The following is a 25,542-nucleotide window of genomic DNA, read 5'->3' as shown; positions in this document are numbered from 1 at the left end:
TGAATAAATAGTGATTAAATAAACTTGTTGAGATGATTTTATGCTAGCAAATTATAAACGCTGGATTATTTTACTTTTAGTATCAAGTGTACTCTTTCTGATTGTTATCGATGTGACGGTGTTATATACCGCGTTACCGCGATTAACGCATGATTTAGGCGCCACATCTTCTGAAAAATTGTGGATCATGAATGCTTACCCATTAATTGTCGCTGGGCTGTTGCCTGCTGCGGGTATGCTTAGTGATCGCATTGGCCATAAGGTCATGTTTCTGTTAGGGCTACCTTTATTTGCGGTCGCTTCTTTATGTGCGGCATTTTCTCCGACGGCAATGAGCCTAATTTTATCCAGAGGCTTTTTAGCTGTGGGAGCGGCGCTGAGTATGCCTGCAACCTTATCGATTGTTAGACACGTTTTCTTAGATCCAAAAGAGCGTGCACTTGCGATAGGTATTTGGTCGGCGGTGGCATCAGGTGGTGCTGCGATAGGCCCTTTGGTTGGTGGTGCGCTGCTTAACCACTTTTGGTGGGGATCGGTCTTTTTAATTAATGTTCCTGTGGTATTGCTGGTATTACCTTTTGCCTATTTTTTAATTCCTAAATGTGGCGGAACAGGCTCACAAAAAATTGATTATCTTGGCTCTGGGTTAGTGCTAGTCGGGTTAGTTGGCATTATTTATGCTCTAAAAGAGCTGGGTAAGCCTTATACCAATTGGTGGGAGTTGACTATTGTTGGGGTTATCGGTGGGCTATTTTTATGGTTATTTAGCCGCAGACAAATAGCGTCTGAATCACCAATGATTGATTTTAAATTATTTTCTAACCCTCGTTTTAGTGCCGGTATTTTAATGGCGATATTATCGATGGTGATTATTGTGGGTGTCGAACTCCTATTGAGCCAAAGACTACAATTAGTTCAGGGGTATACGCCACTTCAAGCGGCGCTGTATATTATCCCGATCCCGATTGCTTCTGTATTAGCAGGCCCATTAACTGGAATGTTATTACATACAATGGGGGAAAGACGTTTAACCGTCATTGGCTTTGTTTGTACTTTGGCAGGGGTACTTGGTCTCATTTCTATTTATCAAACCTCAACAGGTTTCATCTTATTGTTATTCCTGTTTTTAATTGGTTTTGGTTTAGGAATTATTTTTACGACAGCTTCAACAACCGTGATGCTCAATGCGCCAGATAAAAAAGCCGGTATGGCCGCGTCTATTGAAGAAGTCGCATATGAAATTGGTAGTGTGTTGGGTGTAACCTTTATGGGGGGATTGATGAGTGCCATTTATACAATGAAATTATCATTGCCCGATAGCTTAGTCGTTGATAATAAAGCTTATGATAGCATTGATGAAGCTTTTATTGTTGCGGAGCATCTGCCGCACGAAAGTGCTAATTTATTGATAAATCAAGCGCACATAGCGTTTGATCAAGCCTTTTTTGGTGTCATGGTATCGACAGCGATTATTGTCATAATCAGCACGCTGTGTATCCCTTACTTTTTCCGTAAAAATTAACGTTAATGAATAAAGGGAAGTGAATTAAATGACACTTCCCTGCTTTTACCACGTATCCCCCACGCGGAAGTATTACTTCACTTTCCTGATCAACAGTGCGGCAAAGAATGGACAAATGGCAAATAAAATAAATAACCAAACAGAGGCTTGTTGAGCGCCTGCTATTCCACCAGGGGAAATCAACCCGCTGTTATTCACGACGACACCCACGAGCGCGGCAGAAAGCGCAGTCGCATATAGTTGAACGGTAATGACGGATGAAGACGCGAGATTTTCTTCACCACTAGGGGCGACACTGAACACTTTTAACACCAAGTGTGGCCAGCAAATACCAATACCAAGGCCAACTCCCATCATTGCGACTAAATAAATTGTAAACAGTAAGATTGAACTCACAAGCTCCGTATGAGGAGTCAAAATGGCTAACACAATTAATGAAATAAATATGATGATTGGCCCTGTACGAAGTATTTTTAACACGATTGGGCCAGTTTTATTGGCACTTAATAATGCGCCAATCGTCCAACCTGCTGCCATAATCGCTGTAAGATAGCCTGCTGATAATGGGGAGAAGTGGTGGATGGTTTGTAAGAAATAAGGAACATAAATTTCCGTTGTCATACCACCCACCAACAAGCTCATCGTTAAATAAATCACACCGAGTGAATTTTTTAATGAATAAGTGCCTGTTGGTAGTAATCGCTTACCTTTTTTACCATCGATTTTTGCGATAGTGACCAATAAGATAAGGCCAACGAATAGGCCAATGGCATTGAATATCAACTGACTGGATAAGCTACCGATGGAAATCGCTAAGACGGAAATCACTAATAGTGAAATGGCGAGAACAGGCAGTTTACTGATCTGTTGGGATTGATTTGTCCTTTTAGGCAATTGATTTATCACGATTAGAACGAGTAGAAGTGCAACGGGAAGTAATGACCAAAAAGCCCAGCGCCAATGACCCGTTTGAGCGAATACTCCACCAATAGCAGGACCGCAAAGTGTCGCTATTCCCCACATACCGGAAACAATGCCCATGGCACGTGACCAAAGGTTTTCAGTAAACACAATGCGAATAAGGGCGTAGCTTAAGGCGAATAAAATTCCACCGCCTAGCCCTTGTAACGCTCGCCCGCCAAGTAACATTAACATTGATGGTGACAGTGCACACCAAATGGAGCCTAATGAGAAAATAAGCAGAGCCGTTAAATAGGCGAATTTAGGCCCTAATTGATTGAGTATTTTACTCGACAGTGTTGAACCCACAATTGAAGTAGCAACAAAAATCGTCGTATTCCACGCATAATATTCAAGACCACCGATATCATTGACGATACTAGGTAAGATAGTTGTCACAATATAAATATTGATAGCATGAAGAGCGACACCACCGGTGAGGGCAATCGTCAATAATGCGTTACGACCACTAAGTAAATCAGCCCACTTAGCTTGAGTTGTCGTGGAGGGTTCATTGCTCATAGCGAGACCTGCTAGACGAGAGAGTTAAAAAAACGTTAATATCCAAGTACTGACTTGGATATTAGAGTGACAGAATGATTAATGCAAGTGATTACTTTGATAATTTAAATATCAGCCAAGCGGTTGATAAGGTTTTGTTTTGCATAAAAACAAAAGGTCCTATCTCGACAGCTGTGATTGCAAAAGACTTGGCAATGACGGGGGAAGCGGCACGCCAGCATATTCAGAAACTGACGTCTTTAGGTTTAGTTGAAGGGGTGCAATGTACCTCTCAAACCGGAGCGGGCCGACCAAGGCAGAATTGGGTGCTCACAGCATTAGGGCATCAGCGCTTTCCTGACACACATGCTCAATTAACATTGCAGCTCATTGATTCTGTAAAAAATATTTTTGGTAATGAAGGGCTGGAAAAGCTAATTAGCCAACGAGAAGGGGAAGTTAAGGCGAAATATTTGTCGCGATGTGGCTCTTTACCTTTTGTTGAACGATTACAGGCATTAGCCGATGTTCGCAACGAAGAAGGTTATATGGCACATATTGAGCAAGATGGTAATAGCTGGTTATTTATTGAAAATCATTGCCCTATCTGTGCTGCGGCGACCGTCTGCCAAAATTTTTGTCGTTCAGAATTGCAACTGTTTCGCGATATTATGGGAAGTGATGTGACAGTTGAGCGTGAGCAATATTTGTTAAATGGCGCGGGACGTTGTGTCTATCGTGTACAGCAAATGAAATAGGGCCGAGTGTTACCTCGGCCCTGTTGAGATTGACTATTTTTCGATCTCAACCTGTTCGCTAGATTCGATGTGCGGCGTCAATTCTTCCGTTGTGAGCCATAATGGTTTCTTTTCAAATTGTTCATAGAGCGACAATTGGTCTTGATAATGAGGTGATGGTTTGCCTTGAGGTGAAATAAAACCGCTTTGGCCTGGTGCGACGACATCCCAAGCTTTCACTTTACCATCGCTAAACACGATCAAATCATTTTCTGTGCCTCTATTATGATACTCATTTTGATGAAAACGCTCTTTTGCATTAGCTTGAGGAACGCCAAAGAAATTATTGGCTCTGAAAGTGAGTGCCGTGGCAGGGGTTTGCCAGCTTGCAAGATTATCACCATATTTTAGGGTCATCTGCTGATAAGTATTGCGTAATGCTTGGCGAATGACCTCATCTTGAGGTTTGCCTGCAAAGAGATCAATCGCTTGAGGAATTGCAGAGCGTTGTCCTAATAACGATTCATATAAGATTTTGGCCCCCGTACTAATATTCAGTGAACCTGTAGGGCCGTCTTGTGTTGTTTCATAGCCACTGGCTAAATACCATTTATCAAAGGGAGCCGGTACAGCTTGACCGAGAGTCGCTTTTAACATCTCCTTGAGCCAGATATCTAATATTGCCGAGCCTGGTTGAATATAATGCTTACCATCCTTTGTAAGATGATTAATGCCATCCCATTGGTTCAGTATATTAGCAAGTTTTACTGCATCATCATCGGCAGGTAAATCACGCGTAGCACGGATGATATAAGGGGTGAATAAGCGATGATTGAGGTCAACACGGCTGGTTTGTTTTAGGATATCCCACATATCCTCTTGGTTTAACAAAGCTTTTGATTCTATCAGTCTATTTATTTCTGTCACTCGATCAGCCGAACCCCATAAGAAAGCAAATAAATCACTAGCGGGATAGTTTTTGGCTGGGGAATTATTCCAGTTGGCAATATAACCGGATTTCGGGTTATACACTTTTGGGTTATTGGCAAAGGGTTGCATACCTTGCCAATCCCACTCCCCGGTACCTGGCACTGGAAGGCGAGGGTCATGGTTTTCTTGGCGCTCAGGGTAATGTCCTGTATGGATATAACCAATATTGCCATCTCGATCGGCATAATACCAATTAATGGTCAGTGCTTGATTTTGTGCCTGAGCTTGCCATTGCTGCCAATTTTTGGCTTGTGCCTGTTTTACCCATGCCATCAAAGAAGAGACTTCTTTTCCATCCCACGCTCGAGCCTTGCTGTATGCGATGTTAGCGCTGTTATCTTGTTTGACTATGTTGCCGTGCACCGTTCGATAAACATCTAATGTGACAGGCGAAGCATCTTTCACGTTAATGACCTCTTGGCGGCTGAGCATTTTTTTCCATTGGCCTTGATGTTGGTAATAGTTAGGACGTTTTGGGTCGAGTTTCTCTGCAAAAATATCGACACCATCACCAAAACCAGCCGTTGATCCCCATGCTATGTTGCCATTATGGCCAAATAATATTGCTGGATAAGCGAAAGGGGTGTTGCCAACCAAATCAAAACCAGCACCATGTAAACCAATGCCATAGGTATAGGCTGGGTTAAACCAGCCAAATTGTGGGCCGTTGAGCAAAATTGCGTTAGCGCCATCGGCTTTTGATTTGCCGACAACCCAGATATTACTCGTCGTTGGGTAACCTGCTAACCCGTTCGCACCGCCTTGCTCATATTGCTTGGCAATCAATTGGCTATTTTGCTGTGCTGTTAATGCGATTAATTTGCCGGAGGCATCCTTTGCAGGGCGCTCAAACATAGGGGGAATTAGACGGTAATCGTTTATTTGATTCGCCTGAGATTGTTTGTTTTTATTTTTTGTATCTGAATAGGTAAATTCTTGAGCATCAATAGTGGTGGGGGCATTAGGGTTGTTTAGCCAATTTATTTGGTTGAATACTGCTAACCCTGTTTGCTCACCATACTTATCTTTTAAGGCGGTTAATAAGGCTAGATTATCGATTTCACTGTTCATATCTGAGAAGCGGTTAGCCATAGTGCCCACCATAATCATGGCAACGTCAAAGCTGTTCCATTGAGATGGTGTGAAGTCATAATCAATAAATTGTTTAGGCATTAATTTATCTGGCCTCGCATTCACTTGTTTGATCCAAGCGTTCATGCCGTCTGCATAGCCACGTAGGATATCCTGTTCTTCTTTAGGGAGATTTTTAATTTGTTGATGGATGGAGTCAGGCCAGTAATTACTGCGGATATCTTTATCAAAGGCAATAAAATCTTTGCCGAGCACTTCTGAAACGGTGCCTTGGGTACTGCGTTTTGCCATTTCCATCTGGAAAAGCCTGTCTTGGGCGACAGCATAGCCATAACCATAAAAAAGGCTATATACGTCATCGGCATAGATATGAGGAACGCCGTAGCTATCTCGATCGATTTTGATTTTATTCGGTTCGGCATAGCCAGTAGATGAAAGTGTTGTTAATCCAAAAATAATAACCGCAGATAATAAGTTGTTTATCTTCATCAGGTGAGTCTCCATTTTTTATTGTTTTATGAGACTAACAATCACTAATTTGTAAATGAAGAGTTAAATAATAGTTAAATTATTAATATGTGAACCAAGTAGATAAAAAAGGATACATAAAAATAAAAAAAATATTAAAAGTGAATCTGATCACGTTAGCTAAAAATTAGCTTTCTGTAGGTGAAAGGGCGCTTTTCTTGCGGCGATTAACCCACCATGCATAGAAAATACCCGATATTGCACCAGCAATATGCGATTCAGTTGAAATATATTGATGAACGGGCAGCAAGCCGGATGCCATTGCGCCAAAATAAAATAGCACCAAGACAGTGATGATAATGTCAGAAAGTTTGCGACGAAAATAACCTTGGGCGATCAGTAACCCCCAAAGCCCGAAAATCCAACCACTTGCGCCAACATGAATGGCGTAGCGACCAACTAACCAAACAGCTAATCCACCAGTAATAATAATAAAGAGCGAAGCTAATAGATATTCACGGATCTCTCTATGTAGCAGTACTGCGCTGAGGATCAGTAAAGGAGGAAGGTTACTCAGTAAATGTCCCCAACTACTATGAATAAAGGGGGAAAGGGGGATACCGATGAGGCCCTCTAAGCTTCTGGGTATGATACCAAAGCGATTTAACGAATAGCCTGTTAGGCTATTGATCACTTGGATGATGACCAATAGCCCAGCCAAAATAGCAAGTAGTTTCAGTCGTTGGTTCAACCACTGTTTCATGCTTGCTGGCTTAATGCTTGTACACTTTCAACCAGATCAGCAAGTTGTGCAACAACACGGTCACCCACATCTGCATTATCCCCACCTAGTGCTTTATTGCGCATAAAGTCCTTTTTGATTTGTTGCCAGCGTGCGGCCTGTTGCTCCGTGAGCTTACCGCGAATTTCAGCTAATTTGAGTAAATTTTCTTCTGCTCCTGTGGTGAGTAATTGTGCTTCACCGAGGTAGTGATCATCCAATAAACGTTCAAGCTCCTCTTCATTCATGACAGAGGACACTTTTTCACTCAGTTTATTCATATTTCGATAGCTACCTTGCAAACGGAAGGCTGGCTCGGTGCGGTATTTATCGGACTGTGCTGCACTGGCAATATATTGCTGATTCACTTTGAGTACGACATCGCGTAGCGTGATTAGGCGCTTAATGACAGCGACAATTTCACTGATTTCTGCATCTGAATAGGGGTAGCTCAGAGCATTAGTTGAGACTGATTTACCCATTGCTTTATCAACGAAAAGGTAGAGGTCATTGAGATCACGTAGAGCAAGCGGCGCAAGTACAGGGTTTGAGGTGAGACTGTTTTCAATGTAGCTTAATGCGAAGGCATCATCCATGCCGCCAAGCACTTCCCCTAGGTTATAGATATCAGCGCGGTTGGCGAGCATGTCCGGTATGCGGAACACTTCACCTGATTCGGTATATGGGTTACCTGCCATAACAACACAGAATTTTTTACCACGCATGTCATAGGTTTTCGTTTTTCCTTTCCAAACCCCTTCAATGCGCCTTGTTCCGTCACACAGAGAAATAAATTTCTGTAAAAACTCAGGATGCGTATGCTGAATATCATCCACATAGAGCATCACGTTATTCCCCATCTCTAACGCTAAATTGAGTTTTTCTAGCTCCTGACGTGCAGTTGCATTTGGTGCTTGGTCTGGGTCGAGTGATAACACGTCATGACCTAACGCAGGCCCGTTAATTTTCATGAAAATGAGGCCTAAGCGGTCAGCAACATATTCCATCAATGTGGTTTTACCGTAACCAGGCGGGGAGATCATCAAGAGTAGCCCCATCAAATCGGTACGTTTACCTTCCCCTAAAGCACCGATTTGCTTCGCCATATTGTCACCAATAATCGGTAAATAGACGTCGTTGATCAGTTTATTACGAACAAAGGAGCTAAGAGGGTGCGCTTTAAACTCATGCAGCTTCAAACGACGGCGCTCTTCAATGACAACACGTTGGCGTAACGCTTGATATTCACGGAATGCGGGAATAAACCGTTTTCTTTGAAAACGCATGCGACTGAAATAGTTATCTAAGCTCAACGAGAGGGTTTGATTTTCTATCGTTGGATGTTCGCCTAATAACCCATTAACTTTGAAGTACAGATCAGCTTCGCTATAACGTGCCGATGCGACTTTGTCTAAAATAATAATGGCGATTGCACCCGGAATATAAGGCGTAAGATGGGCAAATTCAGGCACTGAACATAGCCCTTGTAACCAGTTTTGAATCAATGCCCAACGCTGAGCATAGCGGCCTGCAAGGTTTTGTTGGGAACGGTTGAAGTCTATCCACATATGGGCGTCTTCTAACCGAGTTTGCAAGGCGGCAACAAGGTCTCTAGCATATTTACTGTAAACTAATTCAATAGGCGTTCTCGCCAGCGCAAAGCTAAGATACTCTGCGGCTTGAGTTTGTTGGTAACTCTCACAAGGTATCGGGTGCTCTTGTAAAAATAGGCTAATGTCTGCTTCGATCTCCGCCTGCAAATCGAGCAAAGCATCATCATTATGGAATAGCTGATGAATATTCATTGCGGTTCTGGCGCGCTCTGGCCATAAAGCCGGATATTCATTATTTTGTACTTGTTCCCAGAAAATCGCAGCAATTGCTCGCGATGTTGGGTTATAACGCAGTAAATCAGCACTCTCTCCGACAGGCAGGAGTTTTTTCAAAATAGCGATGGCATCGTGATCGTGAATACCTTTCTCATAGCCCTCTTTATAACGTGGGGCTGCAAAGTCGCGTACTATTTTCTCTAATTTCTCAGGCACCGATAACGCGGACTTAAGCATATTATAATCAAGGCCATCTTGGCGCTTACTTGCAGCGTAGATAATTGAATATGCAAGGTATTCAGCCCGATAAACATCGTCTGACTCGGATTCAAGTGCCGCTGACCAATAAGGTTGTAACTCAGCTAATTGAGGGTTATCAATAGGCTCTTGGAAATCGGTACCCGTCAGATATAACCAAAGTTGGTTATCTTTCGGCAAGATGGTTAAATCAAGCTCTTGGGTGTTAACACTAAAGCGATGGCGAGGCCCTAATTTAATTATATTACCGCCATCTTCGTAAATATCTGTTTTATCGCGTAGTGTGCGAATAGATTGGTCGCGCGCTGCTTTTAATCTAGCATCAATATCATCCGCTTTGACGTTATCATTGATTTCTCTTAGTTTTTCAATGATTTCACGCGTTTTTGTTGCCAATGGATCAGACGCAAAAAAGGCGTTTAATTCATCTTGAGACTGTAAACGTGCAGTGCGGCGTTGCAAACTATCTAACAGGCGGTCGGCTGCTGTTTGTAAGTTTTGTGAACGGCGTTGGCGTTCATCTAATAAGGCTTGCTTGTGCGACTCAAAGGTTTCTAGCAGCTCTTCGCGTTTGGCGAGAATATCTTCTAGGAACTCATCATGGCTGCTGAATTGGCTTTCTAACTCTTCTAATTGGACTAATAGCCTAGATAACTGGTCATCGCAGCGTTCAGGATCCGTGGAGAGTGATAGGGCATTTGTAATGCCTTGGCTAAATAGGCGGAATTGTGCGCCAAACTGAGCCACAGTCTCGACAGCACTTTGTGATTTACGTTTTTGTTGTAAACGAGCGCGTGACTGGTTTAATTGGGCATAAATTTGTGAAATTGCATCAATGATGTTGGTTTGTTGAGTCACATCATCAAATTTTAGCGAAGCCATTAGATTCGATAGCATATCCAAGTCGGCAGACATTTTTTCCATGCCATTCATTGGAATATCGAGCTGCGCACTATTTTGAGCACTCTCCATTTGCTCTTCAAACTGAGAAAGTTGCGTTTTAAATGGTTGTAGTGCTTTATCGCTCGCTAGGAAAGTCGCGGTAGTTTGAGAAACATACTGCTGTGCTTGCGTAATTTCTTCTTCCATCTGCGCGAGTTTCGTTAAATCCATATAGCGGAATTCGCGTAAGGAGATCAGGTGACCACGTTGGGCACTGAGTGCATTTAACCCATCAACAAACTGCTGAATATCATTCCAGCTTTCAGGTAATGTTAAAGACATCAGTGTCTTTTGCCGATTAACCGCTTCATTCATCGATTTTGCTGATTGCTGGCGGATACTCTCGACTTTTTCATACTCATCTAAGACCAATTCACTGGTTTGTGTGATCTCTTTGAGTAATTTACCGATACCTAAACATTGCTCGTCATTGAACCAATAATAAATATCAAGTAGGTTTTTCGGTTGTTGGCTCAGTTGTTCATAGCGGGCAACGGAAACCTGATTACCTTCAATTTCTTTAGCAATATGCAGAATTTCTGAGATGCCACGTACAAGATCAGCGTTACCAATGCGACCAAAAAAGCCCCCTCGCGCAGGCTGTTGATCGGCAAATTCTTCTGAATAGAAAGGGGTTTGCCAAACTTGCATCGGGTGAACTCGAGTGGCTTCGTCACCTTCACCTTCAAAGAGAACCATTTTCCCATCCTCAAGCATGGCATAACCATGCCCGATCAGCGGAATCGCCAGTTTTCGCTCAATCAAATTATAATTAAAGAGGGCGATACGACCTTGGTTTGGCGAATAGAAGACATACAGGACATCCTCACCGTTTGGGGAACGGCGCAAGCGACGAAAACGCATGCCATCCATAGGTTGATCAAAGGTTTTATACTCACCATTTTGTAAGTAATATCCACCTGGGAAAATAATGCCGTGGTCTTCGGGAAGCTGTACACATGCCTGACCAATCGCATCAATGCGTTGAGCTGTTTGAGTCAGTGTATTGTAGACGAGATAGCGCCAGTTCTCTTCGCGATAGGGTAATATTTTCAGTAAGATCAGGCTGCCTGTTTGGGCATATTCAATTTGGGCATCATCTAGGGATTGGTTTTTATCTAACACCGCTTCGCGATAAATGCCGAGGCCATCTTCTGTGTTATTTTCGCATTTTATGGTGAGGTCGCCACCAATAGTTTCAACGAAAACAGTATCTAAAATATTGATATGCGGAAAACGGCCATTAACCGTGTTTTCACGGGTTGTTTTCACCCATTCAAAGTCATAGGCAGGGGGAAGGGCGATGTCGCGTTCACCGCGGTTGTCGATATAATCGATTTTGCTTTTATCACTGGAGATAGACCAGCGGAAAACCCGCACATCGGTGATACGTTCACCAATTTGAAAGCTAGCTAATAGCTTACCATCACGTTCAACTAACTGTAGTAATTGGGTGTTTTTGTAATAGGTGTAAAGCTCAGTAAAATCTTGGATAAAGCGCGTATCACTGAGGAAGGTGCCGTCATAGGAGACCGCTTCAACATCAAACTCACCTTGGTTATCAATCAGTCGATACAGAGAAAACACATCTTCAATTTGTGTTTCTCTTTTGAGGCCAAGGAAAACGTTATAGCCAAATAGAAGCCATTCACCAACTCGGACAATATCCCTTGCTTGGCAATTATTTTCTGTGCGAATACGAATACGGCCAATAATATCCATTTGGCTTTGACCGAACTCTTGTAAACGACTGTCATTGAGTTGCGCTGCTTTTTGATGAAGCTGTTGCCCTTGTTCTGTAAGGCGTTTGCGTAATATTTCATATGCGCCGCCTTGCGCAACAGCACTATCCAGTATGTTTTGCTCGTGACTCGTATCCTGAATTGACATGCGTCGTTGGTTTCCTTGGCTATAACAAAAGACAAAAGTTGAAGGCATACCCGATATGTATGCCTTTGAACTAGGATGCTCGTTTACCGTTAAATGATTATTCGCTATGGTATGAGTGCCATACCGAGCCAGTAATATAATTTAAACACGTTAGAGCATACCCCATTAGAGCTGATCATCCGTTGGTGCTTCAGGTTTTGCCGAGACGGTTTTAACCTGCGGGTTTGCACCTTTTGCAGCCATAAAGCTGTTAATCAAATCTTGAACCTCAGGGTTTTTCAGTAAAGCTGCAATATCGATTTTCTTATCGTCTTTACGGTTGATCAGCTTTTCGACACTCTCTTTAGCAAAGCTGCTTTTATCCATAAAGCCATCAACAGCTTTACCTAAGCTAAGCGCTTTAGAGAAGGTATTAAAGAAGCTACCGTCACCGCCCACAATTTCGATATTGGTTTTGGTTAATGCAGCAGCCAATACATCGGCTTGCTCACGAGCAATCTCTTTATTTGCGTCAATTGATGCCATAGCTTGCTCAAACTCTTTCTCAAGACGCATACGGAACTCTTCATGAGCACGGGCAGTATCGCTGAGGTGATCCATGGATTTGAATTTATCGGTCAAGCCATCCGCTTCTGCTTTCAGACGTTGACGGATCACTTCGGCTTGTGCGGCACCTAATTGACCTTCCCCTCGAGCTTGGGCAGCCAGTTTCTCTTCAAGCACTTTCGCATCCGCCAAGCCCAGTTTTTCTTTCGCATTGGCTTGTTGCTCTTCACCGCGTGCTTGAGCGGCCAGTTTTTCTTCGAGGACTTTCGCTTCAGCAAAGCCTTGTTGTTGTTCAGCAAGCGCTTTTGCTTCCAACACTTGTGCTTCAGTTAAGCCTTTTTCTTTTAATCCACGCGCTTCTGCTAGGAGTTTCTCAGCGGTGATATTCGCTAGGACTAATCCCTCTTTTTCTTCCGCTTCGGCTGTGGCTTGACGTACTCGTGCTTCTGCGAGGCCGAGTGCAGCATGTTCAGCTTCAATCCCTTCTGCTAAGCGTTTTTTGGCTTCTGCTTGTTTTGCTGAAGCTTCAAGTTCCGCTTGTGCCATGGTGCTGATTTCTTCGGCTCTGTGTTTTGCACTCGCTTCATCGGCTTCGGCTTTCTTCACTTGGCGAACTAAAGACTCTTCCGCTTCTGCTTGAGCGTTGATAACGGTCACTTGTCTTAAGCGATCGGCTTCTGATACTTCACGTACCTCTTTGATACGCTCTTCTTCTTGGGCAACGCTTTTTTCAACGATAACGCGTTCACGGATCACGTTAGAAATATTTTTGCGTTCTTCTTCCAACGCTTTTTCTTTTTCAATACGTTGTAGTTCAACCTCACGTTCGCGGGCTACGATTTCGAGGTCACGAGCACGATTAACGCGTTCCTGTTCAATAGCAACTGCGCGGGTCCGGTTCTGCTGAGCAACTTCAACTTCACGCATGCGATTTTCTTCACGAATTTCAATTTCTTGCTGAGTTTGAATACGTGCTTGCTCTGCTTTTAAGCGCTCTTCTTCTTGTACGCGTAATGTTTCGGCTTGCTCACGAGCACGAATATTTTCAATCTCACGTTTTTGGCGAGCTTCTGCATCCGCTTGTTGGCGTTCAAGGGCTAGGCTTGCTTCACGGGTTTCCACATTTTTCTTTTGAATAGCCAGTTCTTGGTCGCGCTCTTTCTGGTTAGTTTCAATATTATGGATAGCGGTGATTTCAGTGATTTTACGGATACCTTCGGAGTCGAAGATATTATTTGGATCAAGAGCGGCTTTTGGCGTTTGTTCAAGGTAGTCAATGGCCACATCTTCAAGTGCATAACCATTGAGATCTTTACCGATAACATCCACGATACGATCACGGAAGTTCTGCCTATCTTCAAATAGCTTAGAGAGTTCAAACTGCTTACCAACCGTTTTGAGTGCTTCTGAAAACTTAGCGCTAAATAAGGTACTGACGGCTTGATGATCGGATGCGCGGTCGACCCCAATGGCTTTAGCCACTTTGAGTACGTCTTCAGTGGTCTCATTAACACGTAAATAGAAAGCGACAGTAATATCTGCACGTAAGTTGTCTTGGCAAATCAGGCCATCTTTACCGCGGCGGTCAACTTCCAAAGTTAAGAGAGAAATTCTCATAAACTCTTTTTTGTAGATGACGGGATAAACTAAAGCACCAGTAAAGTGAACTTTTGGTTGCGACGACATGTCGTTAACAATCAATGCAGTTCCTTGTGGGACCTTGATATAGAAGGCTTTAAATAGCCCAAAAAAGCCAAGTATGACTATGATGATGCCCCCAATAATGGTTAAAAAGGGCATTAGGTCAGCCAATTCCATATTTTCTCTCCATGGGTTTCGATAATGTCGTCGTTAAAGGTTCAAAATAGTGTTTATTACTGGCGAAATTCGTCTTCCGTCACCACATTGTAGCTGTGTGACACGGGGTCATAACTAATGATAACAACGCGGTCACCTCGCTTAATATTTTCAGTAGCAGCGGCACGAATTTGCAGAATTAACCCTGCACCACCATCTTCTAGTATGGCTTCGCCTTTATGTTCGGTGACTTCTCCTGAACGTACGGTGGCGAGTTTACCCATTAATCGTTGGGCTGTTTTTGGCGTATTAGATTTAGCCAATTTCTCACGTAATGGTTTTAAACATAGGGCGGTTAAGTGGATTGAAATAAAGGATATAACGAAGAATACAGTGAAGCCGACAAGGTAGCGTAGTAGTGTAATATCAATAAAACGAATAAACCAATGAACACTAAAGTAACTTAATAACCAGCCAAATAGTGTAAATAAGGTCAGAATAATCGTGACTGGAATACCTGCAAGCCCGAGTTTTGTGAGCCAGCCAGCAAACCCTGTAGCATCAAAGCCGCCACCATCAACGGATGTATCAACATTAAATAAATCAATATCTAATAATCCAAAAGCGGCGCATAACCAATAAAACATAACAATAATAAGTAGGCCGCTAAAAATAATGACGGGGAAGGTCAGACAGTTTTGTAGAAACAAACTCATAAATGTTCTCTCTATAATATTTAGAGTTTCAATTTTGTTATTACCATTACCGTTAACTTAATCATATCAATTTCAATGATTTTCAGTATCGGACTAGTCTTTATTATCTGGCTGATTTTCATGAGTTATTTATGAAATTTTTCTAAGTATCATCAATGACTGATAAAAACGGGCTAGATAGGAGTTATTTTGCCATTAATTGTTAATAAAAGATAATGAATCATAACAGCAATATGTAAGATTATGTTATAACTTATTGAAACCGTAGAATTAAAAAACTCTGAAAAATGCATCAATATAAAAATATTATTTTTTAAATTATCTTTTTCTAGTGATAAACAATAAAATGGTTATTAATAAAAGAAAAAAGTGAGATTAAAGGCGTGCTATAGATTCAAAAACACAGTAAAGCAGCCCATTTCCATGGTCAGCTAGATATTCGTCAATTCACATCAGGCATTGCAATTTTTACCTACAATTTGTGACCTTTAACTTAACTAGCATTATGAAAATAGCTTACATACATACGCGTCATTACGCCATAACTGAGTTAGGTTTGCTTGATATATTTGACATATTTTATCGGAGTCTATTCGATAAAATAGCAATAAGTGGCTGAATGATGAAAAATTCCTCGTTCAGCCAAAATATCACTAACATCGGCATAGCTCAGAGATATTGAATCATAGCTACGTATACACAAAGGGTGATAGAGGGAGCAAAATACTTCCATTTAAAATCATTCAGTGACATGGTTATTTTCCTAAATAATGAGCAATAACGTCACACCAATGCACTTTTTGCAATAAGCGCCTTTAATCCCTATATCCTAAAGTGACAATCTTAATTCCTTTACTTTTACAAATGAGGCTTCGGTTTGCACCTTAACAACTAACATCGAGTTATATTGTTCATAGTTGTATGGTTGTATACTTATGCTAAAGAGATTATTTAGCGCTTTGCAATCCGATAATATTACAAGTAGATATACTTGAAAGTTCATTTCAATATTAAAAAAACCAATTACGTCATTTTTAAATTCATTTAATGCGTTAATTTCCGGATCACCATAGAAAATTTGAGATGTTGACATGACGTCTTCTATAGTACTAACACAGTCTTGCAGGACACTTATTTGTAACGATATATCATTAATGACATTAGATGAATCAAGTTGCATTTTAGAGAATGCTTCACGACAACTAGATATGTCATTCATATTTATAAAATTGGATATTGATTTAAGTTCATTAATCCAATTTTGGATTTGAGCTGATGAAGCCTCAATAACTTTCTCGCATACAAGCATTGAATTATTAATTGCGATGATTATTTTCTGGGCATAAAAGGGCAAGTTCCATTGCGAATTATTATACTTGCTTAATATACCAAGATAATTAAACATTAGGCTTTTATAATTTAAAATGTTCATACCTTCACCTTATGATTGAGTTAATTTTACTTCATGTTATTAACTTCCTATGCTATTTTTAGTACTGATTTTTAATTAACATTAATTAAATCATAAGTTAACTTTTTAGGGTTGATGACATATTCAACACCACTCATTTGCGATTTAATTGTATCAGTATCTTTTAATACGATTTTAACTTGGTTATTAGCACTAGATAAGAATAATTCTCTAACATTATCCGTATTGATAATTCCCATATTTAGGTCACTAATAAGGTTATCTATATCATTAGAGAGAAACTGCCATGCATTTGACATTTCAAGTGAAGCTTGAGCTGCTTGTGATATACAAGTTGCCAGTTGCGCATTTCCCGTTGAACATGCTTGAGCGACTCTAACCTCATTTTTCAAATTAGCATCTTCAATTAATAACTTCTCTTTCAATCTAAGGTCACCCTGAAGTTTAAGTACCGCACCTATAACACCAGCAAGACCTGTTGCTATTGCCACCGCCCCTCCAATCACCATGCTTACTGCCGCCCCTCCGGTAACGAGGGAACCCACAGCCCCCACAATAATAGAAAAGAACCCTCCAGCAATACCTAAAGCACTAATCGTTATACCGGCTTGATCAGCAGCTATTTGTGTTTGTATATTGAGTATATTATTTCTATTTTGAGACAGCGCACCGTTATCACCTAGTATCGCGGTGTTTAATCTATCAACAACATCATAGAAACTCGCTACACTATTATCTAGCTTATGGCTAAATTGTGATAAGAGTGTGCTAGTTACATTCGCCTCACTTGCATATTTGTTTGATTGATCTCTAATCGCACCTAAAATATTTAGCCAATCAGAAATACTTTTTCCCGCCGGAACTTGGGATGCTATTGAATTATGAATTGTATAGTAAGCACTAATGCTGGAAATATTCCTAATTATCATTGGTTGTATTGTATCAAGATAATATTTTGCATTTTCTTTTGCTGTGCCTAATGCAGAATTGACATCTTGCTGTAAGCTAATTAATGACGGATTATTAGTGAAATTCACTAATGGCTGTTGCATAACGGAACGACAACTACTTTGTACAATCAAATCAAAACTAGATTGTTTTTTGTTTGCACTATTTATAGCTAAAGGAGATTGATTAAAATCCATGATATACCTCATTAATGTAATGCGATGCTTTATTTCATACGATTTAATTAATCATATGAAATAGAGAGATTGTTTAGTAATATCGGAGTTATCTTTTGCCATGATAATCACAGCCACTACATCAATTGATATTTTAAAAATATCTGATAAGTGATATTATGCGTTTAGAGTTTAAAAGACTGGCTTATCTGATAACCGATAAGGTCTGCTAAGGCGACTAATAAATTTAATGACTCCTAGCAATATGTGAACATATAGTTCATGATTTAATTTAATCATGAATCATAATTATTTTTTTGTGATGAAGTTGGCAAAAAATCAATTATAATGTCTTTATTATTATTTTGTCGTATTTATAGTTCACAACTAGTAAGCGATGGTAAAGTGATTTAATCAATCAACTAATAAAAAATAGGCATGTCGCTAGCCCTATTTCATTGTCTAATAGTTAGACAGCTTACCCTTATATGTTGATGATAGCTCACCAGCTTCGTTAATATGATGGACTGTTTTCACTTAGTTAAATTGCGAATGCTTATGATGTTATTCGATTATTTAAGATAATTTCTGACTGGTTAAAAGGGAGGCTATATTATAATTAACCGTATGTTTAATTTATTTTTGAACCTTAAGTCAAATGAATTTAATCATTAATTGAAGATTTTCTTGTTGATACTGGTAAATAAAAATATCAATAAAAACAATATGTAGCATTAATAAGTTGAGCTTTGATAAAAAATAAACGCACCATTTTTAACAGTGACAATAATCATTTGATAAAGAATAGGCTATTGCCATTAATTTGCGTTCAATAAATCTATCTGTCTATTGATAGACTGGGGGTGTTTGTCGAGGAGATGCTAAAAATAGTCATGCCAGATGTGAATTGGCGAATCTCTTTTTGGCCATTAATATGGGGCGTTTTACGGTGTTTTGGTTCCCGATCTCATTATTTAAAAACTGAAACAACGAAAAGAGACACGGTGTATTTAGCGCTGCTTCAGTTTTTTAGTATGAAAAAATTTAAATAGAATTAATCAAGTAAGTTTAAACACGCAGCACCTCTTGCACCACCGGAGTCACCATATCGTGCTTTTTCAATGGCAGGGAGATTCGCGATACCATACAAATACTGAGGCAAAACATCAGGCAGAAGTTGGTAAATACCATCAAATTGCGATAATCCGCCACCAATCACCACTAAATCAGGGTCTAGTATGGTCAATACTTGACCTAAAAACATCCCTAATAAATCGATATAGCGTTCAACATGCTGTTTTGCATTGCGGTCGCCTTGGTAGTAAAGCTGGATAATTTCAATCGCTGATTTTTGTTCACCTGTAAATGAGGTATAGATGCGTTCAAAACCTGGGCCGGACAAATAGGTTTCAAAGCAAGCAGGTTTACCACAACCGCACATGACTTCCGGAACTTGGTTTCCAAGTAAACGAGCGCCCTGTAAGGTCACATTCATATGACCAATTTCGCCAGCAATGCCATTTTTACCGGGAAGGGCTTTACCGTGGGTGACAAAGCCGCCACCAACGCCAGTGCCTAATATCAGACCAAGTACCGTTGGGTAATTTTTAAACTCAGGCGCCCAAGCTTCTGAAAGCGCAAAACAGTTAGCATCGTTCTCTACTTTGACTGGGCGTTGTAAGGTATCGGCTAAGTCATAGACCAAAGGCTGATATTTAGCGGCGGGTACATTTGTAGTAAATACCGTTCCTTTCTCGTGGTTGACAATACCGGGTATGCCAACTCCCACCTTTCCTTGACCGTTAAATTGAGTATCAGCTTCTTCAGTAAGATGACGAAAAGCATTAAGGAGAGCTTGATAATCATCTTTTGGTGTTGGTACGCGTTTTTGCCAAATGGGGTTGAGTGATTCATCAAACACAGCAAGTTCAATTTTTGTACCGCCCATATCAAAGCCGTAATACATAGGTATCTCCTTAATGGTGACAATTATCTAATACGCTTAGTATCACTTTGATAAGTCATAAATGGTAGCGTTTGAGGCTGATTATATAAAAGTTTTTAGTCAGATAATGCGGCTTTGCTGCTAGACATTGTTTTTGTTCATGTTAAAGAAAGCGCAGATTTTGCCGTGGCAGTGTAGGGAGGGCAATAAGAGGCTAGTTGTATGGACAAACGAGCCTCCTGTTGTTTTTTTAGACGGTTTAAGGTTCGCTGATTAATATTGATTTGTTCTGTGGATTAAAGTTTTTATAAATAAAATGATGCAATTCCATCGCAATAATATGATGGATTTCTTGGGTTGGATGTACCTCGTCAACAAATACATAGTGAGGGTCGATTTCTAAGGGAGCGTTCCCGAAGATGTACCCATGTGAAAAAGCCTTGTTTACCTCATAAGATCCCGGCTTTCTGGCATTTATGTTATTGACGACATTCATAATGTTATCCATGGTGTTATTGACGTCAAAGAACATGATCCGACAAGGTTGCTGTAAATTCATAAGCTCAACGAGTTGTCTAAGTTTATGATTATGTTCAATAGAAATACGTTGCATTTCCTGTCGGTATTTGGGTTTTTTCTCTGCGACCTTTTTGGCGTAAGGGGTTTGAGAAAGGTCGGGTATCCCCATGACTAAAATTTGCCTAGCGCCTTTTTGCACCATCTTCTCAATTGATTTTTTTTGACTCAAAACGACGAAATTCACGTCTGTTTTATGATAAGTGAGATAATCATTGGCACCGATAAAAACAATGACTAAATCCTTTTCGGTAAAATTTAACCCTTTTATCTGTTTTTCCATATTAGAGAGAAACCTAAATTTAGGGGATGACGTTGAATAAGATGCACAAGGTGCCCCACCTTCCGCCCTATTAATAAGCGTCACTTTCGGGTCGTGAGATATCCCTTTATGGAATGCCACGCTTTGCATGATGCTTGGCATTGTCAGAAATTCGGTCCATACGCTGCCATTAGTAAACTTACCTTTATAGTATTGAGAGGAGCGGGGGATAAGCCCTTTTGACTTGTGATACATCCTCTTTTCTGAGTCAGACAAGCTATCACCAATCACAATGACTCTGTCAAAATAATCAATAATGGATTTTTTCGGGTCATTTTCCATTGATAAAAGGCTATCTAAGTTTGAAGTATGCACGTTGTGGTGTGGCGGAAAGGTCTTTTGGTACTCCATAGCCAATTGGAACATTTTGCCGGGGATCCTGCTTTCTATTTTCTTTTCACCACTGAGTGTGGCATGTACTTTGGGGGCAGAAGATTTTATCTTATTTTGTATACTCTTAATCGAACCTAGTAGCGTGTCAGTGAAAGAAGGTTTTATCTGTTTAGCGACAGTATGCTGAGAAGTAATTGATTCTACGTTCATTGATTTACTCTATTAGTTGTTTTGATGATTAATAAAACTATCAACTAATAGTTGGTCTAAATATCAAATAAAGATTATAGCTCCCTATAAAATCAGTGCGTTTTATAGTAAAAACATTCATTTCCACAATAAAAACAAATATTTAATAATTTTTTAGTGTTCCTTTTCAATAAAAGGATTGCATCGCTATTTAAAAGTGTATATTGTTACATTATAACATAACAATTAGGGGCGTTATGATGAAATCTGGGATCCATCCTCAATATCGAACCGTCGTGTTTCACGACACCAGTGCTGATGCTTATTTTAAAGTTGGTTCAACGATTAAAACGGAAAAAACAATAGAGTTTGAAGGTGAACGCTTTCCATATGTCACTTTGGATGTCTCTTCACAGTCACACCCGTTTTATACCGGTAAACAAAAAATGATTTCACAAGAAGGGAAAACCGCGCAGTTCCAGAAACGTTTTGCTCGCTTCCTATCAAAAGAGGAGAAATAAACGTGAAAGTCTTGAGTTCATTAAAAACCGCTAAACAGCGCCACCCTGATTGCCAAGTCGTTCGTCGGCGTGGTCGTGTTTATGTGATTTGCAAAACGAATCCACGTTTTAAGGCGGTACAGGGTTGTAGAAAGAAACGTTAAGCTTATCTAGGAACTGTTAGTGATTGATTTTCTTGACTTCAGTTTTCCTGCGCCATCGCGGCAGTCCTGTGTCGCGATGGTTTTTTTTCATTAGCCCCTCTACGTTTAGCCTTTTGCGCGTAGGGTATAAGCGCCAAGATAGGGGGATCATTAGGCACATTTCTAATCTTCTTACTATTAGTGAATAAATTCACTTGCACACTGGTTCATATTTTGTCAGCTTTAATGTACCCAATAAATTTTTTGTTTCTGCTGAGAGCAAAACCTGTTTTCGGATGGAGCAGAGCATTTATTCGGGGGGAGAATTTTAAACAGACAGGGTGAACATAATGAAAAATGTAGGATTTATCGGCTGGCGAGGTATGGTCGGTTCAGTTTTGATGCAGAGAATGGTAGAAGAAGGTGATTTTAATGCAATTCATCCTGTATTTTTTACCACCTCGCAACATGGCGCTGAAGCGCCAACTTATGGTGGGCATCGCGGAACGCTGCAAGATGCGAATGACATTGATGCATTAAAAGCGCTAGATATCATTATTAGTTGCCAAGGCGGTGATTATACGAATGATATTTACCCTAAATTACGTGCATCAGGCTGGGAAGGCTATTGGATTGATGCGGCATCAGCCTTACGTATGAAAGATGATGCGATCATCATTCTCGACCCCGTCAACCAACAACATATCCAAGATGGACTGAATAAAGGCATTAAGACCTTCGTTGGTGGTAACTGTACGGTCAGTTTGATGCTAATGTCGCTAGGCGGCTTGTTTACCAATAACCTCGTTGAATGGGCTTCTGTCGCAACATATCAGGCAGCTTCAGGGGCTGGCGCGCGCAATATGCGTGAACTATTAATGCAAATGGGTGCATTACATAATCAAGTGGCTAAAGAGCTACAAGATCCTGCATCGGCCATTTTAGATATTGAGAAAAAAGTGACCGACTTTACTCGTAGCGGCACCATGCCAACCGATGCGTTCGGGGTACCTTTGGCAGGCAGTCTGATCCCATGGATTGATAAAGCGCTAGAAAATGGCCAAAGCCGTGAAGAGTGGAAGGGCCAAGCGGAAACTAACAAAATTTTGGCAACAGGTAGTAATATTATCCCTGTTGATGGTTTATGTGTACGTATTGGTGCATTACGTTGCCATAGCCAAGCATTCACATTAAAACTGAAAAAAGATATCCCGCTCAATGAAGTTGAACAGTTGCTGGCTTCTCACAATGAATGGGTGAAAGTCGTCCCGAATGATCGTGAAATCACCATGCGTGAGCTGACACCTGCTGCGGTGACTGGCACATTGAGTACCCCTGTGGGCCGCCTGCGTAAACTGAATATGGGGCCAGAATATCTGTCTGCCTTCACCGTCGGTGACCAACTGTTGTGGGGTGCTGCCGAGCCACTACGTCGTATGCTAAACATCCTACTATAAGCCATATAGACATATTAATCTGCACCTCACATCCAACGTGGAGGTGCAGTTTTTTATCTTCTTTTCTGCTCCGCCAGTCTGTTCAAATAGTCCTGTAATAGCATTAGCCTCTTTGGATTATCGTGGTTATTACTTAATCGCTGAATGATTCGCTCTAGCTTGTTTGCATCGATTTTGTCGTGTTGTAAGCGAAAAACTAATGCATTTAGGGCGCGTTTTTTTGAGGGTTGATGCATAAATTGTTTATGCAGTATAACTAAAATCAACCAGATACCTTGCCTTACCTCGAAGAAATCAAGTGTAGCAGAGAAAGACTGCTCGCTTTTTTTGGCAAGTATTAACCCATTTAATAAACGATGCATTAGGCGCGTTGTTGATGGTTTATGGCCTTGAATAAGCTGTGCAACCCCTTGCTTAAATTGTTGATCAGCCAGTTGAAGCAGATGTTGGTAACGTTTTTGGGGGTTAGTCGGATAAATCCACATAAAGGCAATCATAGCCACAAGAGGTCCACAGACAATCGCAATCGCATTCCCCACACTGGTTGTAAAAGAAATTGAAAATGGGTAGCTAGGTTGCAGTAAGATCAGTGAAACCATTATGTAATCAAAAGCAATAAATATTAATCGGCTATGAGCAAAAATAATGATGCCGCTAATGATGACAGGGATAATTAACAAGGTCATTTGCCATGATGAGCTTGCAAAAGGCCACAGGCACCAACTGCAAATTAAAGCGGCAATAGCCCCCAAAAATTGCCCCGTGAAAACATTTTTCATGAACTTATCGGGGTAATCAAATGAAGCAAATATGGTTAGCATCACTGAAAGGCCTAAAGTGAGATAAGCCAGTGTCTGCCATTGTGTTAATAGCCAAAGCACCCCAACCACACCAATGGTGATAAATGACCGCGAAAATGCATGCCATGCCGAAATCTTGTCTTGATGTAATTTGAGCTTATCGACTCGGCTTTCACGCTTTATCGAGGTGCCTTTAATTGCGTAATAGAGCGTGACCAAAAGATTTTTTAAGGGGCCATTTGGGCAAAGTGATAATAAGTGTTTCCACTCTCTTTCTGACGGCTCTTGGTCTGGAAAGGGGAATGCGGCAATCGATTTAAATTGCGTTAAATGCAGTAATATTTGGCTTTGGGCAATTAATCGTTGCCGTGCTTGAGTCACCTGTTTTCGATGGTAGCGCCAACCAATACGGTTTGCTTCTAACTGCTCATCATAGCTTGCGATTTGCTGCCAGAGATGATGAATATCATCTGGTTTAATCGCTTCTTTCTTATGTAAGGCTCGATGTAAAATAGTATAAAACTGTTGATTTATCTGGTTTTTTAAAACAGTTATAGGTGCTTGGTCTCGCTTTGGCGTGAATAGATAATTAAAAATCACAGCAGAGAGAACGCCGACCAAGATAGTCCATAGCCTATCCCAAGCCACCAAAAAGATATTGTTTGAGTCATGTACGCTAAGCATGCTTACCATCACGGCAGAATAACCTGCGAGTAACGTACCATAAGCCACAAATCCTTTTTGGAGTTGCCCAATACCGCTACACGTCCCTAACCATACGGCAAGCCCAAAGATAAACAGTAGCGGGTGGATAAAATGCAGGTAGATGAGTAGTACCCCAGCGAGTACACCACTGACAGTACCGGCAAAACGCCACCAACTCTTTTCGAGTAAGTTTTCACGCCAAGGCTGAGCAGATGCCCACACAGTCATCGCTGCCCATTGTGGATGGACAAGCTGAAAATATTGAGCAACAAACAGCGCAATAATTGAGGCGCAAGCAGTGATTGTGGCAAAGCGTAAGCGATCTGAATTAAAACCTAAACGCTGCAACAAAGCATTATTTTGTGACATAAAGTATTGAATATGGGTAATATCTGCGTGTGAATAGTAAGATTAGTTGATATTATCAACTAAATGGATAACAGATTATTAACTAATTAGTTGATAAAATCAACTAATGGGGTATTTATGCGGACAGACCAAGCGCGTGTTTTTGGGATAATTAGCCGTGCAGCCCATCGCTATATGAAATGGATGGGGGAGCCTTATGGGATCAATGCGATTGAGTGTTTGATGTTACTTCATATTCAGCAATATGATGAATCGACGCTTGAGCAAATCTCGCGTGCAATGGTGATTGATAAGTCGGTGACAACGCGCGGGATCAGTAAATTCCTTGAGCAAGGATGGGTCGAAAAGAAGAGTAGCTTAATTGACAAGCGTGCTTACCATATCTCGCTAACGGCGATTGGGGAGCAAATTGTTGAGGAGCTGAATGATAAATTAAATAAGTGGAATGATTACTTGGCGGCAGATTTAACGGAACAAGACGCTGAGCAACTATTTGGTTTTCTTGACAGTCTGGCAAAGAATGCCGTTGATATTTCTATTAAAGATTTCCCTGAACGGTTTACGGATAACCAAGAGTGATGCACTCGCTCCAATGATTTTAGAGCGAGCCATTGCCTG

Annotated in this window: 17 protein-coding genes; 6 read left to right on the top strand and 11 right to left on the bottom strand. The window is 40.9% G+C overall.

Annotated features, from left to right (window positions below; genetic code table 11):
• The first annotated feature begins 40 nt into the window (after positions 1–40).
• Positions 41–1,522 (top strand): MFS transporter, encoded by a 1,482-nt coding sequence (locus PSF11_RS17835; protein ID WP_004924034.1) that lies wholly within the window; start codon positions 41–43, stop codon positions 1,520–1,522.
• A 72-nt stretch (positions 1,523–1,594) separates the two neighbouring features.
• Here the strand turns inward: PSF11_RS17835 and PSF11_RS17830 are convergent, their stop codons facing one another.
• Entirely contained in the window at positions 1,595–3,004 is a 1,410-nt protein-coding gene (locus tag PSF11_RS17830) for an MFS transporter (protein WP_072502653.1), read from the bottom strand.
• Between the two features lie 74 nt (positions 3,005–3,078).
• Here PSF11_RS17830 and PSF11_RS17825 point away from each other — a divergent pair, with 74 nt between their 5' ends.
• Positions 3,079–3,741, top strand: a complete 663-nt coding sequence (locus PSF11_RS17825) for a helix-turn-helix transcriptional regulator (protein WP_040132622.1) — start codon at positions 3,079–3,081, stop codon at positions 3,739–3,741.
• Positions 3,742–3,774: 33 nt separating this feature from the next.
• On the opposite strand, the gene PSF11_RS17820 is transcribed toward PSF11_RS17825, so the two are convergent.
• The 9 genes from PSF11_RS17820 to PSF11_RS17780 all read right to left on the bottom strand — a co-directional run bounded on the left by PSF11_RS17820 (position 3,775) and on the right by PSF11_RS17780 (position 20,971).
• Positions 3,775–6,306 (bottom strand): penicillin acylase family protein, encoded by a 2,532-nt coding sequence (locus tag PSF11_RS17820; RefSeq protein WP_072502654.1) that lies wholly within the window; start codon positions 6,304–6,306, stop codon positions 3,775–3,777.
• Positions 6,307–6,457: 151 nt separating this feature from the next.
• Positions 6,458–7,033 (bottom strand): rhomboid family intramembrane serine protease, encoded by a 576-nt coding sequence (locus PSF11_RS17815; RefSeq protein WP_004924046.1) that lies wholly within the window; start codon positions 7,031–7,033, stop codon positions 6,458–6,460.
• Positions 7,030–11,970: a DNA repair ATPase gene (locus PSF11_RS17810; RefSeq protein ID WP_014657155.1), complete on the bottom strand. Its 4,941-nt coding sequence runs from the start codon at positions 11,968–11,970 to the stop codon at positions 7,030–7,032. The genes PSF11_RS17815 and PSF11_RS17810 overlap by 4 nt, the downstream gene beginning before the upstream one ends.
• 165 nt (positions 11,971–12,135) lie before the next feature.
• Positions 12,136–14,334, bottom strand: a complete 2,199-nt coding sequence (locus PSF11_RS17805) for a flotillin family protein (RefSeq protein ID WP_004924051.1) — start codon at positions 14,332–14,334, stop codon at positions 12,136–12,138.
• 56 nt (positions 14,335–14,390) lie between these two features.
• The gene (locus tag PSF11_RS17800; protein ID WP_004924054.1) at positions 14,391–15,029 is read right to left on the bottom strand and encodes an OB-fold-containig protein; all 639 of its coding nucleotides are present in this window, start codon (positions 15,027–15,029) and stop codon (positions 14,391–14,393) included.
• Between the two features lie 829 nt (positions 15,030–15,858).
• Positions 15,859–16,461 carry a hypothetical protein gene (locus PSF11_RS17795; RefSeq protein WP_004924062.1) on the bottom strand — a complete coding sequence of 201 codons (603 nt, stop codon included), beginning with the start codon at positions 16,459–16,461 and terminating at the stop codon, positions 15,859–15,861.
• A gap of 71 nt (positions 16,462–16,532) precedes the next feature.
• Complete coding sequence (locus tag PSF11_RS17790; RefSeq protein ID WP_014657156.1) at positions 16,533–17,606, bottom strand: HBL/NHE enterotoxin family protein; 1,074 nt, start codon at positions 17,604–17,606, stop codon at positions 16,533–16,535.
• 1,033 nt (positions 17,607–18,639) lie between these two features.
• Positions 18,640–19,551: an N-acetylglucosamine kinase gene (gene nagK / locus PSF11_RS17785; protein WP_272682851.1), complete on the bottom strand. Its 912-nt coding sequence runs from the start codon at positions 19,549–19,551 to the stop codon at positions 18,640–18,642.
• Between the two features lie 238 nt (positions 19,552–19,789).
• On the bottom strand, positions 19,790–20,971 hold the full coding sequence (locus PSF11_RS17780) for an SGNH/GDSL hydrolase family protein (protein WP_072502655.1): 1,182 nt from the start codon (positions 20,969–20,971) through the stop codon (positions 19,790–19,792).
• 239 nt (positions 20,972–21,210) lie between these two features.
• Here PSF11_RS17780 and PSF11_RS17775 point away from each other — a divergent pair, with 239 nt between their 5' ends.
• The 3 genes from PSF11_RS17775 to asd all read left to right on the top strand — a co-directional run bounded on the left by PSF11_RS17775 (position 21,211) and on the right by asd (position 23,050).
• The gene (locus PSF11_RS17775) at positions 21,211–21,471 is read left to right on the top strand and encodes a type B 50S ribosomal protein L31 (protein WP_014657159.1); all 261 of its coding nucleotides are present in this window, start codon (positions 21,211–21,213) and stop codon (positions 21,469–21,471) included.
• 2 nt (positions 21,472–21,473) lie between these two features.
• Positions 21,474–21,614 (top strand): type B 50S ribosomal protein L36, encoded by a 141-nt coding sequence (gene ykgO / locus PSF11_RS17770; RefSeq protein ID WP_014657160.1) that lies wholly within the window; start codon positions 21,474–21,476, stop codon positions 21,612–21,614.
• A gap of 329 nt (positions 21,615–21,943) precedes the next feature.
• A complete protein-coding gene (gene asd, locus PSF11_RS17765; protein ID WP_004924086.1) occupies positions 21,944–23,050 on the top strand; it encodes an aspartate-semialdehyde dehydrogenase in 1,107 nt (368 codons plus the stop codon).
• A gap of 53 nt (positions 23,051–23,103) precedes the next feature.
• Here the strand turns inward: asd and PSF11_RS17760 are convergent, their stop codons facing one another.
• Complete coding sequence (locus PSF11_RS17760) at positions 23,104–24,924, bottom strand: FUSC family protein (RefSeq protein WP_072502656.1); 1,821 nt, start codon at positions 24,922–24,924, stop codon at positions 23,104–23,106.
• A gap of 117 nt (positions 24,925–25,041) precedes the next feature.
• Here PSF11_RS17760 and PSF11_RS17755 point away from each other — a divergent pair, with 117 nt between their 5' ends.
• On the top strand, positions 25,042–25,503 hold the full coding sequence (locus PSF11_RS17755; RefSeq protein ID WP_072502657.1) for a MarR family winged helix-turn-helix transcriptional regulator: 462 nt from the start codon (positions 25,042–25,044) through the stop codon (positions 25,501–25,503).
• Positions 25,504–25,542: the final 39 nt, after the last annotated feature.

The sequence above is a fragment of the Providencia sp. PROV119 genome, from assembly GCF_028482435.1.
In the GTDB taxonomy this organism is placed as follows: Bacteria; Pseudomonadota; Gammaproteobacteria; order Enterobacterales; family Enterobacteriaceae; genus Providencia; species Providencia stuartii.
The sequence above is the reverse complement of the archived record's forward strand: the minus strand, read 5'-3'. Positions and strand labels throughout refer to the sequence as shown.